Annotated in this window: 9 protein-coding genes and 1 tRNA gene; 7 read left to right on the forward strand and 3 right to left on the reverse strand. The window is 61.0% G+C overall.

The genetic code is table 11. The features are described 5' to 3' along the window. Positions 1–69: 69 nt before the first annotated feature. From gltB to pyk, 3 genes are read left to right on the forward strand one after another with little or no spacing between them, the layout of a single operon-like run. A complete protein-coding gene (gene gltB, locus BN1724_RS01515; RefSeq protein WP_058233938.1) occupies positions 70–4,638 on the forward strand; it encodes a glutamate synthase large subunit in 4,569 nt (1,522 codons plus the stop codon). After that, the gene (locus BN1724_RS01520) at positions 4,631–6,190 is read left to right on the forward strand and encodes a glutamate synthase subunit beta (RefSeq protein ID WP_058233939.1); all 1,560 of its coding nucleotides are present in this window, start codon (positions 4,631–4,633) and stop codon (positions 6,188–6,190) included. Before gltB ends, BN1724_RS01520 begins: the two co-directional genes overlap by 8 nt. Positions 6,191–6,245: 55 nt before the next feature. Beyond that, entirely contained in the window at positions 6,246–7,718 is a 1,473-nt protein-coding gene (gene pyk / locus BN1724_RS01525) for a pyruvate kinase (RefSeq protein WP_058233940.1), read from the forward strand. A 271-nt stretch (positions 7,719–7,989) separates the two neighbouring features. Here the strand turns inward: pyk and BN1724_RS01530 are convergent. After that, positions 7,990–8,072: transfer RNA gene (locus BN1724_RS01530), tRNA-Leu, on the reverse strand. 75 nt (positions 8,073–8,147) lie between these two features. Between BN1724_RS01530 and BN1724_RS01535 the strand changes: the two genes are divergently transcribed. Continuing rightward, on the forward strand, positions 8,148–8,789 hold the full coding sequence (locus tag BN1724_RS01535) for an ANTAR domain-containing response regulator (RefSeq protein WP_058233941.1): 642 nt from the start codon (positions 8,148–8,150) through the stop codon (positions 8,787–8,789). Between the two features lie 126 nt (positions 8,790–8,915). Here the strand turns inward: BN1724_RS01535 and BN1724_RS01540 are convergent, their stop codons facing one another. Further along, on the reverse strand, positions 8,916–9,389 hold the full coding sequence (locus BN1724_RS01540; protein WP_331709438.1) for a PaaI family thioesterase: 474 nt from the start codon (positions 9,387–9,389) through the stop codon (positions 8,916–8,918). An 81-nt stretch (positions 9,390–9,470) separates the two neighbouring features. Here BN1724_RS01540 and polA point away from each other — a divergent pair, with 81 nt between their 5' ends. After that, positions 9,471–12,167 (forward strand): DNA polymerase I, encoded by a 2,697-nt coding sequence (polA, locus tag BN1724_RS01545; RefSeq protein ID WP_058235676.1) that lies wholly within the window; start codon positions 9,471–9,473, stop codon positions 12,165–12,167. A 44-nt stretch (positions 12,168–12,211) separates the two neighbouring features. On the opposite strand, the gene BN1724_RS01550 is transcribed toward polA, so the two are convergent. Beyond that, positions 12,212–13,054, reverse strand: a complete 843-nt coding sequence (locus tag BN1724_RS01550) for a class I SAM-dependent methyltransferase (RefSeq protein WP_084252658.1) — start codon at positions 13,052–13,054, stop codon at positions 12,212–12,214. A 260-nt stretch (positions 13,055–13,314) separates the two neighbouring features. Between BN1724_RS01550 and rpsA the strand changes: the two genes are divergently transcribed. Then, positions 13,315–14,796 carry a 30S ribosomal protein S1 gene (gene rpsA / locus BN1724_RS01555; RefSeq protein WP_058233942.1) on the forward strand — a complete coding sequence of 494 codons (1,482 nt, stop codon included), beginning with the start codon at positions 13,315–13,317 and terminating at the stop codon, positions 14,794–14,796. A 224-nt stretch (positions 14,797–15,020) separates the two neighbouring features. Then, positions 15,021–16,595 carry a hypothetical protein gene (locus tag BN1724_RS01560; protein ID WP_157085708.1) on the forward strand — a complete coding sequence of 525 codons (1,575 nt, stop codon included), beginning with the start codon at positions 15,021–15,023 and terminating at the stop codon, positions 16,593–16,595. The last annotated feature ends 4 nt before the right edge of the window (positions 16,596–16,599 follow it).

Consider the following 16,599-nt stretch of genomic DNA (forward strand, 5'->3'; position numbering starts at 1 on the left):
CACGAGGACTTCATGACGCCTTTACACCGATCGGGGATCGCCCCGAGAACCTGACCGAGGACGGATATTATGCGACCGCTTTCATCCCGCTTCAGCGCGATCCCTGCTCGGACCGGCCTGTACCGGCCCGAGGCAGAAAAGGACGCCTGCGGGGTCGCCACGGTCGCCACCTTGCGCGGGTATGCCGGTCACGACATCCTCGAACAAGCCCTGCTCGCACTGGAAAACCTCGACCATCGCGGTGCGGTGGGCGCCGAAGAAAACACTGGGGACGGTGCCGGAGTCCTCACCCAGATGCCGCATGAGTTCTTCAACGCGGTCCTCGGCGACCAGGGATGTCAGCTCCCGCAGCCCGGCGCATATGCCGCCGGAATCTGCTTCCTGCCTCAAGAGGCTGACCAGCGCGCACACACGATCCGCACGATTGAAACACTCGCCCACGACGAAGGCCTCGCAGTTCTCGCCTGGCGCGAGGTCCCCACCACCGAAGGCCTGGTCGGGCCGATGGCGGCTTCCGTTCAGCCGTACATGGCGCAGTTAGTGATCACCGATGCCGAGGGGGAACGCACGGGCCTTGACCTCGAACGGGCAGCCTTTGCCCTGCGGCGGCGTAGCGAACACGACACGGATGCCTACTTCCCATCCCTATCTACCCGCACCATGGTCTACAAAGGCATGCTGACCACCACCCAGCTGCCAGAGTTTTTCCCAGACCTTCGCGATCCCCGCTATGCCACCAAACTGGCAATCGTTCATTCGCGCTTTTCCACCAACACCTTCCCGGCCTGGCCGCTCGCGCACCCGTTCCGCACCCTGGCCCACAACGGCGAGATCAACACGGTGATCGGTAACCGAAACCGTATGCGCGCTGGGGAAACGCGCCTAGCATCACCGGTCTTTGGCGATGACCTCTCGCGGCTACTGCCGGTCAATACCCCAGGCGCCTCCGACTCCGCGTCCTTGGACGAGGTGCTAGAGCTATTGCACCTGTCCGGACGGTCCCTGCCTCATGCCCTGATGATGATGGTGCCAGAGCCGTGGGAAAACGACCCGGGTATGGATCCGCAGATCCGAGACTTCTACCGCTACCATGCGATGATCCAGGAGCCGTGGGATGGCCCGGCAGCGATTGTGTTCAGCGATGGCACCCAGATCGGGGCCAAACTCGACCGCAATGGTCTGCGGCCTTTGCGCTGGTGGCTGACCACTGATGGCCTGGTCGTTCTCGGATCTGAAGCGGGGCTGCTACCCATCTCGCCGGATCGAGTGGCACGGAAAGGCCGAGTGGCCCCGGGAAGCATGTTCTTGCTGGACGTTGAGCAGGGGAAGATGCTGGACGAGGAGCAGGTTCGCCGCGACATAGCCACCGCCCAACCGTACGGGAAGTGGATTGCCGAAAACACGGTGCAGCTGACCGATCTGCCTGACCGCGAGCATGTGTCGCATTCGCGTGCCTCCGTCGTGCGCAGGCAGCAGACCTTTGGATACACCGAAGAAGAGCTCAGGATTCTGCTCGCACCGATGGCAGCCAAAGGGGTCGAGCCGATCGGTGCCATGGGAACCGATACGCCGGTTGCGGTGCTGTCTGATCGCCCCCGGCTGCTGTTTGACTACTTCACTCAAATGTTTGCCCAGGTCACTAATCCGCCGCTGGATTCCATCCGGGAACAGATGGTGACCAGCTTGCATTTGACCATTGGTGAAGCCCGTAATTTGTTGGATGCTACGCCGTCCCATGCGCGCCAGCTCAGTCTGCCATTCCCGGTTCTCGACAATGACCAGGTTTCCAAGATCCTCAATGTGTCGGCGAATCCCCGCACCGCGGACTTTCACGCTGTCAGACTGCGAGGTTTATACCCGGTGGCTGACGGCGCCACAGGGTTAGCTGAACGCCTTCGCGAGGTGTGCGAGGAAGCGGTAGCAGCGATTGATGACGGCGCATGCTTTGTGGTGCTGTCGGATCGCGACTCCAACCAGGCTCTCGCCCCGATTCCATCCCTTCTGCTGACCTCGGCTGTTCAACATCACCTGATTCGCTGTGGCCGACGTACTCGGGCTGCGCTGATTGTGGAGGCCGGTGATGTACGGGAGGTTCATCACGTTGCGCTGCTGTTGGCTTTCGGTGCATCCGCGGTCAACCCGTATCTGGCGATGGAAACCGCGGAGGATCTGGTCGACCGCCACGTGGTTAATGGCATCAGCGGTGAGGAAGCGGTTGCTAATTTGCTGACCGCGCTCGGCAAGGGCGTGCTGAAGATCATGTCCAAAATGGGGATCTCTACAGTATCCTCCTACCGCGGATCGCAGATCTTTGAGGCGGTGGGACTCTCAGAAGACCTCATCGATACGTACTTCCCCGGGGTGGTGAGTCAGCTCGGTGGCATCGGCCTGGATGTCATAGCGGACGAGGTGGCGGCGCGTCACCGCAACGCGTACCCGCCGCTCGGATTCAAATCACCGCACCGTCGCCTCGACGTGGGCGGGGAGTATCAGTGGCGCCGCGAAGGCGAACATCACCTGTTCAACCCGCAGACAGTCTTTCGTCTCCAGCATTCGACGCGTACCCGGCAGTACGAGGAATTTCGTCGATACACCGATATGGTGGATGACCAGTCTCGTCAACTGTCCACACTGCGTGGACTGTTTCGCCTGCGCACCGAGGATTCCACGCCAATTCCACTGGATGAGGTGGAACCCGTTTCGGCTATTGTCACTCGGTTTATGACCGGAGCGATGAGCTACGGCTCCATCTCCCGGGAAGCGCACGAGACGCTTGCGATCGCGATGAACCGGCTCGGCGGGATGTCCAATTCGGGGGAAGGTGGGGAAGACCCAGAACGGTTGCACGATCCCGAGCGCAACAGCGCGATTAAACAGATCGCCTCGGGACGCTTCGGTGTGACCAGTGAATACTTGACCTTTGCCCGCGACATTCAGATCAAGATCGCCCAGGGTGCGAAGCCGGGCGAAGGCGGTCAGCTGCCGCCGCAAAAGGTGTACCCGTGGATTGCGCGCACCCGCCACTCAACTCCGGGTATCGGGCTGATTTCTCCGCCGCCACACCACGACATTTACTCAATTGAAGACCTTGCCCAGCTCATCCACGACGCGAAGAATGCCAACCCCGCGGCCAGAGTCCATGTGAAGCTCGTGGCTGAACACGGCGTGGGTACGGTGGCGGCCGGGGTGTCTAAAGCACATGCCGATGTGGTGTTGATTTCCGGGCACGACGGAGGCACGGGTGCTTCGCCCCTGAATTCCCTGAAGCATGCCGGGATTCCATGGGAGCTGGGTCTAGCCGAAACCCAGCAGACCCTTTTGCTCAATGGGCTGCGTGACCGGATCACGGTTCAGGTCGACGGGCAGATGAAGACCGGGCGGGACGTCGTGATTGCCGCTTTGCTCGGTGCCGAGGAATTTGGGTTCGCGACGGCGCCGCTGGTCGTATCGGGCTGCATCATGATGCGGGTGTGTCATTTAGACACCTGCCCCGTCGGGGTGGCGACCCAAAACCCTGAACTTCGCGAGCGATACACCGGAACCCCGGAGCTCGTGATCACCTTCTTTGAATTCATCGCCGAACAGGTGCGTGAGCATTTGGCGGCATTGGGACTGCGGTCGATTGAAGAAGCTGTAGGGCGTCTGGATCTCCTGGACATTGACGATGCTCGCCGCCATTACAAGCAGGAAGGGTTGGAGCTGGGACGCATTGTGCAGGCGGTTGAGCCCTTCCCTGGGGACCATCCCCGGCGGATGCGGGCCCAGGACCATGGCCTTGACCGGGCGTTGGATCATGACCTCATCGCGCAGGCCGCTGAGGCGTTAGACCAGGGCATTCCCGTCGTGATTCAGTCGTCGGTGCGCAATGTGAACCGCACGGTCGGCACCATGCTCGGCCACGAAGTTACCCGCCGCTATCGAGGTGAGGGCTTACCCGAGGACACCATCACCGTGCGCCTCGATGGAACCGCTGGCCAATCTCTAGGAGCGTTCCTTCCACTGGGGGTCACCCTGGAGCTGACGGGTGATGCCAACGATTACGTCGGTAAAGGTCTGTCCGGTGGGGTGATCTCAGTGGCGCATGCTCAAGGTAGTGAGCTTGCGCGCCGCTCGGCCACCATCGCAGGCAACACCGTGGCGTATGGCGCGACCAGCGGCAAGCTGTTTCTCGCGGGAAGCGCCGGTGAACGCTTCGGGGTGCGTAACTCGGGCGCAACGCTGGTGGTTGAGGGGATTGGCGATCACGGATGTGAGTACATGACCGGTGGTGCCGTGTTCGTGCTCGGTCCCACCGGCCGAAACCTCGGAGCTGGTATGTCTGGAGGATCACTGTTCGTTCTCGATCTGAATCAAGATGTGATCAATCCCCAGGATGCCCCGTCCTTTGAGGTTGGGTCCGTGCGCGATGAACACCGTGATTTTGTCATGGAGGTGCTGCGCGAACATGTGCGCCGGACCGAGTCGCCGCGAGTCGAGTCTCTGCTGGCCGACCCACAGGACCTTTTTGCACGTCTGACGCAGATCACCCCGCGTGAATTCTTGCGGGTGACCACCATCCGCGAGCAGGCGCTCGAAGACGGTATTGACCCTGACTCTCACGAAGTGTGGAACATGATCTTGGAGGGTTCACATGGCTGATCCGCGCGGTTTTCTGAAAAACAGGAATCGTGAACTGCCTGCCCGCAGGCCTGTTCCGGTGCGCCTTATGGACTGGCGCGAGGTGTACGAGGCGCGCGAGCAGGGCACCTTGGATGTGGTCTCCCGGCAAGCGGGCCGCTGTATGGACTGTGGAATCCCGTTTTGTCATCAGGGGTGCCCGCTAGGGAACCTGATCCCCGAGTGGAATGAGCTGGTGTATCGCAGCGACTGGCAGGACGCGATTGAGCGTTTGCACGCGACCAATAATTTCCCCGAGTTCACCGGACGCGCGTGCCCGGCTCCGTGCGAGACCAGCTGTGTTTTGGGGATTAACCAGCCCGCGGTGACGATCAAGAATATTGAGGTCTCCATCGTCAACCGTGCTTTTGACGAAGGCTGGGTGACTCCGCAGGTGCCCACGCGCCAGACTGGGCACACGGTGGCGGTGGTCGGCTCGGGCCCGGCGGGCCTGGCCGCGGCTCAGCAGCTCACTCGGGCGGGGCACACCGTGGTGGTGCTTGAGCGTGATGACCGTCTCGGTGGTCTTCTGCGATATGGGATCCCGGAGTTCAAGCTGGAAAAGCGCCATGTAGATCGGCGCATTGAGCAGATGCGGGACGAGGGGACTCGTTTTCGCACCGGTGTGACGGTGGGTGCGATACCCCAGGCTGAAGCTGGCGAACCTAAGCAAACCAGCGGAACTGAGGACGCTGGAGGGGCTGGGAACCGTGGGGGAGTGCGCCACGAGAGTGCCATCACATTGCAGGACCTGCGCAGGCGGTTTGATGCGGTCATTCTCGCTACCGGTGCCTCTGTTCCTCGAGACCTCCCGGTGACCGGGCGCGAGGCGCGCGGAATTCATTTTGCGATGGAGTACCTCACCCAAGCCAATCGCAGTGTGGCCGGCGACGAGGTTCCCGGGCAGATCACGGCTGAGGGTAAGGACGTGATCATTATCGGTGGCGGAGACACCGGGGCAGACTGCCTGGGCACTGCTCTGCGGCAAAAAGCGCGGTCGGTCACGACCTTGGCGATCGGTGTGCAACCCCCGTCTGAGCGTGATGAACGCCATCCGTGGCCCACCCATCCGGTGATTTTTGAGGTCACATCCGCCCATGAAGAGGGTGGTGAGCGCACCTTTTTGGCCTCGACAACCGGCTTTGAAACCGATGCGGAAGGGAACGTCAGCGGTATCCGGGTGGCGCGTACCCGGTTCGTGGATGGTAAGCGGGTCCCGACACCCGGGACCGACCGGGTCCTTCCCGCTCAGCTGGTGCTTATAGCCATGGGATTTGCTGGTCCTGAGCAGGATTCGTTCGCTGGCCCAGAGGGCATCCAGTTCGATAACCGGGGCCATATGGCGCACGGCGATAACTGGATGACCAGTCTCGACAATGTTTTTGTGGCGGGTGACTGCGCCCGCGGTCAGTCGTTAATTGTGTGGGCGATTGCTGAGGGGCGCGCGTGTGCGTCGGCGGTGGATCAACACTTGATGGGGATGACAGAGCTCCCGGCTCCCGTCATTCCCGGGACTCAGCCGATTACACTGTAGAGGGAACTCGACGGCGCGCTCCTCACGACCCTTCACTCTCGACAGATAGGTAGTCATGCGTAAAGCGAAGATCGTCTGCACTCTCGGCCCGGCGACTCACACCTACGATCAGATCCGGACCCTGATCGATGCGGGCATGAATGTTGCGCGCATGAATCTCTCTCACGGCACGTATGCGGACCATGAGGCCGTCTATAGCAATATTCGCCGGGCGGCTGCAGACCTCGGTAAGAACGTTGCGGTCCTGGTGGACCTCCAGGGTCCGAAGATCCGCCTTGGAAAGTTCGAGGGTGGCCCGTACGAGCTCGCGATTGGCGATCAGTTCACGATCACCACGGACGACATTGTGGGAACCCGTGAGCGGGTCTCAACGACCTTCAAAGGACTTCCGGGAGACTGCCGTCCCGGTGACATGCTTCTGATCGACGACGGCAAGGTCGCGGTGCGAGTCATTGAAGTGACCGACACCGACGTGCGCACGGTGGTTGAGGTTCCCGGCCCGGTCTCTAACAACAAGGGCATCAACCTTCCGGGAGTGGCGGTTTCCGTCCCCGCCATGAGTGAGAAGGACATTGAGGACCTTCGCTGGGGTCTGCACCTGGGCGCCGATCTGATTGCCCTGTCCTTCGTCCGCGATGCGCATGACATGGACGATGTGCTGAAGATCATGAAAGAGGAGGGAGTTCGCCTCCCCGTCATTGCCAAGATCGAAAAGCCGCAGGCGGTGCGCGCTCTGCGCCAGATTGTCGGCGCCTTCGACGGCATCATGGTGGCCCGTGGTGACCTCGGCGTTGAGCTTCCGCTCGAACAGGTCCCGCTGGTTCAAAAGCGCGCCATTGAGCTCGCTCGCCGCAATGCGAAGCCCGTGATCGTGGCCACCCAGGTGCTGGAGTCGATGATCTCCTCGCCGCGCCCGACCCGCGCCGAGGCCTCCGACTGCGCGAACGCTATCCTCGACGGTGCGGACGCCGTCATGCTCTCCGGTGAGACCAGCGTTGGCCAGTTCCCATTTGAGGCTGTGCGCACGATGGCGCGCATTGTCACCAACACCGAGGAGAACGGTGCTGACCGGATTGCTCCGCTCGGCACCATTCCGCACACCCGCGGTGGTGCGATCACTCGCGCCGCAGCGGAAATTGGGGATCAGCTGTCGGCCCAGTACCTCGTCACCTTCACTGAATCAGGTGACACGGCGCGTCGCCTGGCACGCCTTCGCCCCACTATTCCTCTGCTCGCGCTCACCCCGTACGACAAGGTGCAACACCAGCTTTCGCTCAGCTGGGGTATTGAGGCCCTGTTGGTGCCGGAGCAGAAGAATACTGACGAAATGATTGCTTTGGTCGATGAGCTGCTGCGTGAGCACAAGGGCTTGCAGCCCGGTGACCTGGTGGTTGTTGCCGCCGGTTCGCCTCCCGGCGTTCACGGCTCGACCAACACGCTGCGCGTGCACCGGATTGGTGACCTCGATGGCGCAGAATCGGCCCGGATCGAGGCTGACTCCATTGCACGTCCCGTCCACGAACGCTGAGTTCTAGGTTTTAAAATTCGCGACACCGGCACCATCGGTTATGGGTGCCGGTGTCGCGGCATATCGGGGCGTGTATGTGGGCCTCGGGGTGTGAGTACGTGTCTGCGGTATGCGTATCTCGGCTATTTACTGCCGCTATTTCTGCGCTCGGCGAGGCGAGATGGCGTGTGGGGCAGGCATAAAACATAGGGACCCCGGAAAGCCCGGAGCCCCTATGTTTTGTCATACGGAGTCAGTCGGTAAAAGATCTCATCGATCATTCACCGATGGGTGCCGGGTGCGGGACTCGAACCCGCACGCCCTATGGACAACGCATTTTGAGTGCGTCGCGTCTACCGATTCCGCCAACCCGGCGAGGAAATGACTTCACTAAGACTATCCTGCCCTACAATTGAATCAACAGCTGATTCGACGAGAACGACAGGTGACATGAACGACAATAATGAGATTCCCGAGCAGGACGACGCTCCGGCGAAGGCAGTTCAGCGGCGGCGTGCCCTGGTCGCCGAAGATGAAAGCCTGATTCGGATGGATATCGTCGAAACCCTCACCGAAGCGGGGTATGACGTCGTTGCCGAGGTAGCCGACGGCGAAAGTGCCGTGGAGAAAACCCGCGAGCTGCGTCCGGACATCGTGGTGATGGATGTCAAGATGCCGAAGATGGATGGCGTGAGCGCGGCGGAGATTATCGGCAAAGAGTCTTTGGCCCCGGTCGTGATGCTTACCGCATTTAGCCAGACGGAGCTGGTTGAGCGTGCCCGTGACGCGGGCGCTATGGCCTATGTAGTCAAGCCTTTCACGCCGGCTGATCTCCTTCCCACGATCGAAATCGCGGTTTCGCGTTTCGCCCAGATTTCTCAGCTCGAGGCCGAAGTTGCGGACCTCACCGAACGCTTTGAAACCCGTAAGCGGGTGGATCGCGCTAAGGGTCTGCTGATGACGAATATGGGCTTGACCGAACCGGAGTCATTCCGGTGGATTCAAAAGACATCGATGGATCGCCGACTCACTATGCGTGAGGTGGCCGATGCGGTGATTGATCAGCTCGCCACCCGGGCGACCAAAGAGTAAATAGATAGTCAGCCGATTGCGGCGGCGCGGACTGCGGTCTGTGCCGCCGCTTTTGTTTGCTGGCATGCCCGACTATCCGGCTTGCCTGCGGCTGGCTGGCCCCAGGGCTAGCTGATGCGTGTGAGGCTAAGCCGTTTCAGCAGCTCGAGGCGGTAGCAGCATAGTGGTGACGGTGCAGGTGCACAGCAGATGCTTGCGTTTGTCCGTCACCTCCACCAGGTATGAAGCCAGCTGCTTACCGAGATGGCGGGCGGTTGCGGTGGCAATCACTTCCCCCGACCGAGCCGACCGGTGATGGGTGGCCGACACGTCGACTCCGACCGCGGTTGCGCCGTCGCCATGAATTGTTCGAGCGTGCACGAAGGCGGCCAGGGATGCCACAGTTTCCGCTAGGGCAATGGATGCCCCACCGTGCAGAAGACCGGCTGGTTGGGTGTTCCCGGCCACCGGCATGCGGATGACACCGCCCTCGGCGGAGAGGTCTAACAGCTCCATATTCATGCGCGAGCACAGGGTGCCCGGGAGCTGGGAACGGACCGCCTCGATGATTCCAGGGTCGGTCGCAGCGGTGCGTCGGGAGCGAGCATGAGCGCGATTCACGGGTCAAGGGTGTCATGGAGCGTGGTCCGTGTGCCAGTTCTGGCGTTGCGAGCTTCGCTCTTTGTGGACGAGACTTGCGGCATGGACCAGACCCGCATGCTTCTCGTTGATGGCCACTCAATGGCGTTCCGCGCGTTTTTCGCCTTGCCTGCCGAGAGTTTCAGTGACGGCCGGGGACAGGCCACGAATGCGGTCTATGGTTTTACAAACATGCTGTTTAACGTGGTCACGACGGAGAAACCAACCCATGTTGCGGTAGCGTTCGACCTTCCGGGTGGCACCTTTAGGGACCGGATCTACGACCAGTACAAGGCGGGTAGGGCTTCGACTCCTCCGGAGTTCATCGGACAGATCGAGCTAATTCAGCGAGTGCTCGATGCCTTGGGTGTGTGTTGGCTGACAGCTGAGGATCACGAAGCGGATGATGTGGTCGCCACACTTGCCCGCAGAATCTCACAACGCGGGGGTGAGGTCTTGGTGTGCACTTCTGACCGGGATGCCATTCAGTTAGTCGATGACCAGACCACGGTGTTGCAGCCGCGCAAGGGCGTGACTGACCTTGTGAGGATGACCCCACAGGCTGTGTGGGACAAGTACGGTGTGACCCCGCAGCAGTATCCGGAGCTGGCAGCGCTCGTGGGGGAGAGCGCCGATAACCTTCCAGGGGTGCCGGGGGTGGGGCCGAAAACCGCCGCGAAGTGGATTGGCATGTACGGCTCCTTGGAGCAGATTGTGGCCAGGGCGGAAGAGATTAAAGGGAAGGCAGGGCAGTCCCTGCGCGATCACCTCGACGATGTTGAGCGCAACCGGCGCATGAACGCGGCGGTGACCACCCTCGATCTTCCTGATGACGATGCACTGTATCGGCTTGGACGCGGCTCGCGTCAGGCGCTTGCAGAGGTCTTCGACAATCTTGCGTTTCACACCATCAGGCAGCGGGTGCCGGATCTGTTTTTGGCAGATGCTCCTGAGGCCCCGGCTGCTCCGTCGGCGCCTGATAGCCCGCGCGATGTGACGAAGCCTCTGATTGATTCCGGCGATGGTCTGATTGCGGCGCTGACGCGCTGGCGAGCGGATGGCGGGGCTGTGGTTGCCACCGGAACCTGGGAACAGGGGGCGGGTGATGCTCATCACCTGGCGATTGCTGGCTGCGATGGGGTCGCCGTGGTTGCCTTAAGTGATCTCACCTCGGAGGCGGAGAAGGCTTTAGCGGCTTGGTTATCTGACCCGGAGATTCCGCTCACGGCGCACGATGCCAAGCGGGTAGCGCACCTTATGGCTTCGCGCGGTATGGATGTGTGCGGGGTTGTGATGGACCTGGGGATCGCCGAGTTCCTGTGCCGACCTGATCAACGTCCGGCCACCATTGCGCAACTGGCTCTGCGCCACTTGCATGAAGACATCGAGGCGGAAGTGGGGGCGTCCGAACAACTTGCACTCGATCTCGATGGTGAGAGTGTGGCGGCCCAGGCCACTGCGCTCGCTCGGCAGGCGGATGCGGTTGCTCGGGTGGGGGAGGTGCTTGCGGCCGATGTCGCTGCCCGCGGAGCCGAGAATCTGCTAGAGACCTTGGAACTGCCGTTACAGTCGGTGATCGCAGATATGGAAGCGATCGGTATTGCCACCGATGACACCGTGCTGTCAGATCTCGATGCCGCACATGCGCAGCGTCAGCGTGAGGTTGCCGAAGCGGCTTTTGCGGAAATCGGTGGGGACCGGATCAATCTTGGTTCACCGAAGCAGCTTCAAGAGGTGCTGTTTACGCGCTTGGACATGCCGAAAACCCGGAAGACTAAAACCGGCTATTCAACGGATGCGGAATCCCTGACCGATCTGTTTGCGCGGACCGGACATCCGTTCCTCGAGCATCTGCTCGCTCACCGCGATGTCACTAAGATGCGTCAGATTATCGAAACGTTGCGCAAATCTATTGCCGACGATGGCCGCATTCATACGACGTTCCACCAAAACATTGCGGCTACCGGTCGACTGTCCTCGAACAGTCCCAATTTGCAGAATATTCCCGCGCGTACAGCTGAGGGGCGGCGAATTCGGGAAGCCTTCCGATGCAGCGACGGTTTTGACACTTTAATGACTGCTGACTATTCGCAGATTGAAATGCGCATCATGGCTCATCTGTGCGGGGATGAAGGACTGATTGAAGCATTCCGCAGCGGTGAGGACTTACACGTGTTTGTTGCCTCCCGGGTGTTCGGGGTGGCTGCGGACGAGGTGGACAGCGCCATGCGCTCAAAGACCAAAGCCGTCTCCTATGGGCTCGCATACGGCCTGTCTGCCTTTGGTTTGGCTCGTCAGCTGCATATCAGCCAGACGGAGGCGACCGCGTTGCGTGACGGCTATTTTGAACGGTTTGGAAAGGTGCGGGACTATTTGCGCGCCTCGGTGGAGACTGCCCGGGAGAAGGGGTACACCGAGACGATTCTCGGACGCAGGCGTTATCTTCCCGACCTCGGTTCGGATAACCGTCAGCGTCGGGAGAATGCCGAGCGGGTCGCATTAAACTCGCCTATTCAGGGTTCAGCTGCCGACATCATCAAGCTGGCGATGCTGGGTGTGCAACGGGAGTTGACCGCGCGCGCTTTGCAATCGCGGATGCTGCTTCAGGTGCACGATGAACTGGTGTTGGACATTGCGCCGGGCGAGGAATCTGAGGTGCGCCAGCTAGTGGTGGAGCAGATGGGCGGCGCGTACGATCTGTCGGTGCCTTTAGAAGTTTCGGTGGGAACAGGTCCGACGTGGGCGGCGGCAGCGCACTGAGCAGAACCGTCGAGTTGATCGTTCACGCTCGAACAGCGTGGGGTTCATCGGTCCTGGCGTGTGCAACACCAGATGGCGGTGCCGGGAAGTATCTCTCCGCGCACTTTGGACCATCCGCCCCAGGTGCGGGCGTGTGGTGACCATTCGGGTTCGACCAGGTCGACAATCGTGAACCCTGCGGCGACCAGGTGGCGAACCCAGTCGCCGAGGGTACGGTGATGTTCGCTGTAGCTGAGCCGTCCTTGCTCATCGTGTTCTGTATACGGGGTTCGATCGAAATATGGGCGGTCAGCGCGTAGGCCGCGTTCCGACGGGTCATCGGGGAAGGCCCAGCGCACTGGGTGGCTGACTGAGGCGACAAATCGCCCGCCGTCGCACAGAACTCGGGCGACCTGCCGCAGCGCTGTGTCCAGATCTGCGACGAAGGGGAATGCGCCGTAACTGGTGAAGACATGGGTGAAGGACGCGTCCTCGAACGGAAGCTTCAAAATGTCGGCTTGAACTGTCGGGACGCAGATTCCGCTTTCGTCATCGAGGCGTCTCGCTTGGTCGAGCATTCCGCGAGAGAGATCACACCCGATGACGTCGATTCCCTGGGAGAGCAGCCATCGGCTGCCTTGTGCTGCTCCGCAACCTACTTCGAGAACTCGGCCCCGGCGCAGTTCCTCCAGTGGGCCGAGCAGTTGAGCGTCGCGTTCGAGCAGGCGTTCTGGGCCCCAGGACAGTTCGACATCGCCTAGATCATGCCGATGCTCGGCGATGTAGGAGGGTGCTTCGACATCCCAGAAATTGCGGTGTGCCGCGGAGTCCTCGGTGAGCTCAGCGGTCAGAGAATCAGGCTGAAGGGGTTTCGGCTGCGGGTTGGGATGGCGGATGGGGTTGGTCATAACGCCTCCGGGCGAGTATGGCAGCGCGATCGGGCTGGAAAAATTCGTGCGGGAATGTCTTTGACCATGGATCAAGGGCGGGCTAGACTCAGATGCATCTGTGTTGCGACCTTCCGCTGACTCTAGATTGCAGGTTCTAATTGCAGGTCCCGGCTTTGTCTGGCCTGTGACAACTTGGAATGGGTGCGGTTCGTAGCCACGCAGGCAGCATTCAGAATACTGTCCCTACTCATTTCTGTCCCGACGGAGCTTCGACCTACATGACCAGCGTGACCGACGCCAACGCGGCACCCCAGATCGCCATCAACGATATCGGCAGCGCCGATGATTTCATGGCCGCCATCGACTCGACCATCAAGTACTTCAACGATGGCGACATCGTCGAGGGCACCGTGGTGAAGGTCGACCGTGACGAGGTTCTCCTCGATATCGGCTACAAGACCGAGGGTGTTATCCCCTCCCGTGAGCTGTCCATCAAGCACGACGTTGACCCCGGTGAGGTGGTTGAGGTCGGCGACGAGATCGAGGCCTTGGTCCTGCAGAAGGAGGACAAAGAAGGCCGTCTGATCCTGTCCAAGAAGCGTGCGCAGTACGAGCGCGCCTGGGGCACGATCGAGCAGATCAAGGAAGACGACGGCGTTGTCACCGGCACCGTCATCGAGGTTGTCAAGGGCGGCCTCATCGTCGATATCGGTCTGCGTGGCTTCCTACCCGCCTCCCTCGTTGAAATGCGCCGCGTGCGTGACCTGCAGCCGTATGTCGGTCAGGAACTCGAGGCGAAAATCATCGAGCTGGATAAGAACCGCAACAACGTGGTCCTTTCCCGCCGCGCCTACCTCGAGCAGACCCAGTCGGCCGTGCGCAGCGACTTCCTGCAGACCCTCCAGAAGGGCCAGATTCGCGACGGTCACGTCTCCTCCATCGTCAACTTCGGCGCATTCGTCGATCTCGGCGGTGTGGACGGCCTCGTGCACGTCTCTGAGCTGTCCTGGAAGCACATCGACCACCCGAGCGAGGTTGTCGAGGTTGGTACCCCGGTCACCGTCCAGGTGCTCGATGTCGACATGGACCGCGAGCGTGTCTCCCTGTCGCTGAAGGCCACTCAGGAAGATCCGTGGCAGCACTTCGCACGCACCCACGCCATTGGCCAGGTCGTGCCCGGTAAGGTCACCAAGCTGGTTCCCTTCGGCGCCTTCGTGCGCGTGGAGGACGGCATCGAGGGCCTCGTGCACATTTCCGAGCTGGCTGTGCGCCACGTGGATCTGCCCGAGCAGGTTGTCACCGTTGACCAGGACGTGTTCGTCAAGGTCATCGACATCGACCTCGAACGTCGTCGGATCTCCCTGTCGCTCAAGCAGGCGAACGAGGGTGTCGATCCCGAGGGTGACGACACCACCTTCGACCCGGCTCTGTACGGTATGGCCGCAGAGTACGACGAGAACGGCGAGTACAAGTACCCCGAGGGCTTCGACCCGGAGACCAACGAATGGCTCCCGGGTTACGAGAAGCAGCGCGAAGACTGGGAGAGCGAGTACGCCAAGGCATACGAGCGGTGGAACCAGCACAAGGCTCAGGTTGCCGAGGCTCTGAAGGCCGAGGACGAGAGCGCTGCTGCACCGGCTGCAGGCGCCCCCGCAGCAAATGGAGGAGCAACCTCCTACCAGTCCAGCCCGGCCGACGCTGGCACCCTGGCCTCCGACGAGGCGCTGGCTGCCCTGCGCGAAAAGCTCACCGGTAACTGATTTGGACTAACACTCGCGGTTGATCGGAGCTGAACCGGTCACAGCGATGTGATGAGGGGCGGTGCCATATGGCACCGCCCCTCATCACATTTAATATGTCGATTCAATGCGTCGGTTCTCGACGATGGTGAGGCGATCCCGGACGATGATAAATCGGCCCTGGACTTTGGCTGGACAGGCCGAAACTACAACGATCTAAATCGGATGAAAGATATGATAATTACGTGAGAAACAGGCAAAAACATATGGGTCGGCGATGGCGCAGACCCGCCATTCTCATTCCCTTCGTTCTGTTTCTCATTCTCATCGTGGCCTTTGCGTCCTACATGGTGCCCGAACGCCTCGTACGGCTATGGGCCCTCGAGGCTCGGCAGATTGGTCTCGTGCGCCAGGGAACAATGTCAATGTGGCCGATATCCACCGAGCACGGTGACCGCGTGCTTCGGGTGCAGCTACGTGGAGGCGATAAGGACGATATTGCCACCGGGGTTCGCCTCACGCTACTGTCCTCCGAAGGCCGAGTGACCTGGCATAACGTGGTGATGACCACGGATAGTCTCCCGGCGGAGATTGAACAAAGCCCCATGGTGACCACTATTCCGGGAACCTCCACGGTTTTTGTCACCACCTTTGGCCTGCACGGTACGACCACCAGGTCTTTCGAGGCTGGCAGTGAGCCACAGCGCGAGGGCCCTGCTCATCAGGGGATACCCGTTGCGGCCTCCAAAAGAGCAATAATCTATGCCCGCTGCACCATCGCCCCGGACACCTTCGGGAACGGTTGCAGGCTGACCGGTCAGCGACGATCAGATGGAGCCGAGATATGGAGTGCCCCGCTCGCATCGTCGGACCTAGCGGATGCGCGTGCTCACGCCGACCTGGAACCCGGGTGGGGTTTTCCGGCACCGGGCGTGACCGGATTGGACTTACCGCTGAGCCAAAATGTTGTGCGTCATCTGCCAGAAGGTTCGGTGCATAGCGCCCGTTACGCGAGAGCTGTCGTCGATCCTGTGACTCCCATGTCCCCGGGGATACGCAATGTTTCCGGGCCGCTGCCGGGATTTACCGGTGCCGTGTTAGAGGACGGGCGCACCTATCTGATCGACCCCGATCGAGGCCCACTAGGCCCGGGCATCGAGGGGATTCCGTTATCCGTCGGACCACACGGTCTCATGGTGCGTTCTGCCCACGACGCACTAGTGCGAATCGACGTCGGCGGCATCGAACACCCTGTGAACCTGCCCGCTCTGAAAGGACGAACCGACTGGTCGGTGAGATCTCTGCCGACCTCGACCGTGGTGAAACTGGGGGATGCTGTCTGGGCAGTCGGAGCAGACCCCGACAAACCAGTTCGGCTACCCGCTTCCGCGGCAACATCTGTGACCCGGGCTGTCGCCGGACAAGACGGAACACTGATCGTCACCACCGCGACAGCTGTCGAATCTATTGATCTGATCACCGGTACGATGAGGTGGACGCGCCCCCTTAAACATTGCGGATTAGATGATGCCCGCACCCGGATGGCCAGTGGATTCGGGATCATCGCTATTTCTTGTCCCACCGTCTTATTTGACGGCTCCTTTGGAACGGGAAACACTATGCAGCTGTCTCGGCTGAGTGCGCAAGACGGGTCTGTGCTCGATACCTGGAACCTTCCAACTGTGCGTCGCAGAGAGCATATTCGCCGCGACCCCAATGCGCTGGTTATTGCTCCGTTACCCGGTGGGGCGGTGCGCGGAGAACTCGGGGTGGGGCACCCCGCGTTCATTACCGGAAGCGGGCTCGATAACAGAAGGTGACCGC

It is taken from the genome of Devriesea agamarum, from assembly GCF_900070355.1.
Taxonomy (GTDB): domain Bacteria; phylum Actinomycetota; class Actinomycetes; order Actinomycetales; family Dermabacteraceae; genus Devriesea; species Devriesea agamarum.

Bases quoted from the DNA above. Each gene is read 5' to 3' on its own strand.
- rpsA (WP_058233942.1), top strand. From the start codon at position 13,315: ATGACCAGCGTGACCGACGCCAACGCGGCACCCCAGATCGCCATCAAC.
- polA (WP_058235676.1), top strand. From the start codon at position 9,471: ATGGACCAGACCCGCATGCTTCTCGTTGATGGCCACTCAATGGCGTTC.
- BN1724_RS01535 (WP_058233941.1), top strand. From the start codon at position 8,148: ATGAACGACAATAATGAGATTCCCGAGCAGGACGACGCTCCGGCGAAG.
- BN1724_RS01520 (WP_058233939.1), top strand. From the start codon at position 4,631: ATGGCTGATCCGCGCGGTTTTCTGAAAAACAGGAATCGTGAACTGCCT.
- BN1724_RS01550 (WP_084252658.1), bottom strand. From the start codon at position 13,054: ATGACCAACCCCATCCGCCATCCCAACCCGCAGCCGAAACCCCTTCAG.
- pyk (WP_058233940.1), top strand. From the start codon at position 6,246: ATGCGTAAAGCGAAGATCGTCTGCACTCTCGGCCCGGCGACTCACACC.
- gltB (WP_058233938.1), top strand. From the start codon at position 70: ATGCGACCGCTTTCATCCCGCTTCAGCGCGATCCCTGCTCGGACCGGC.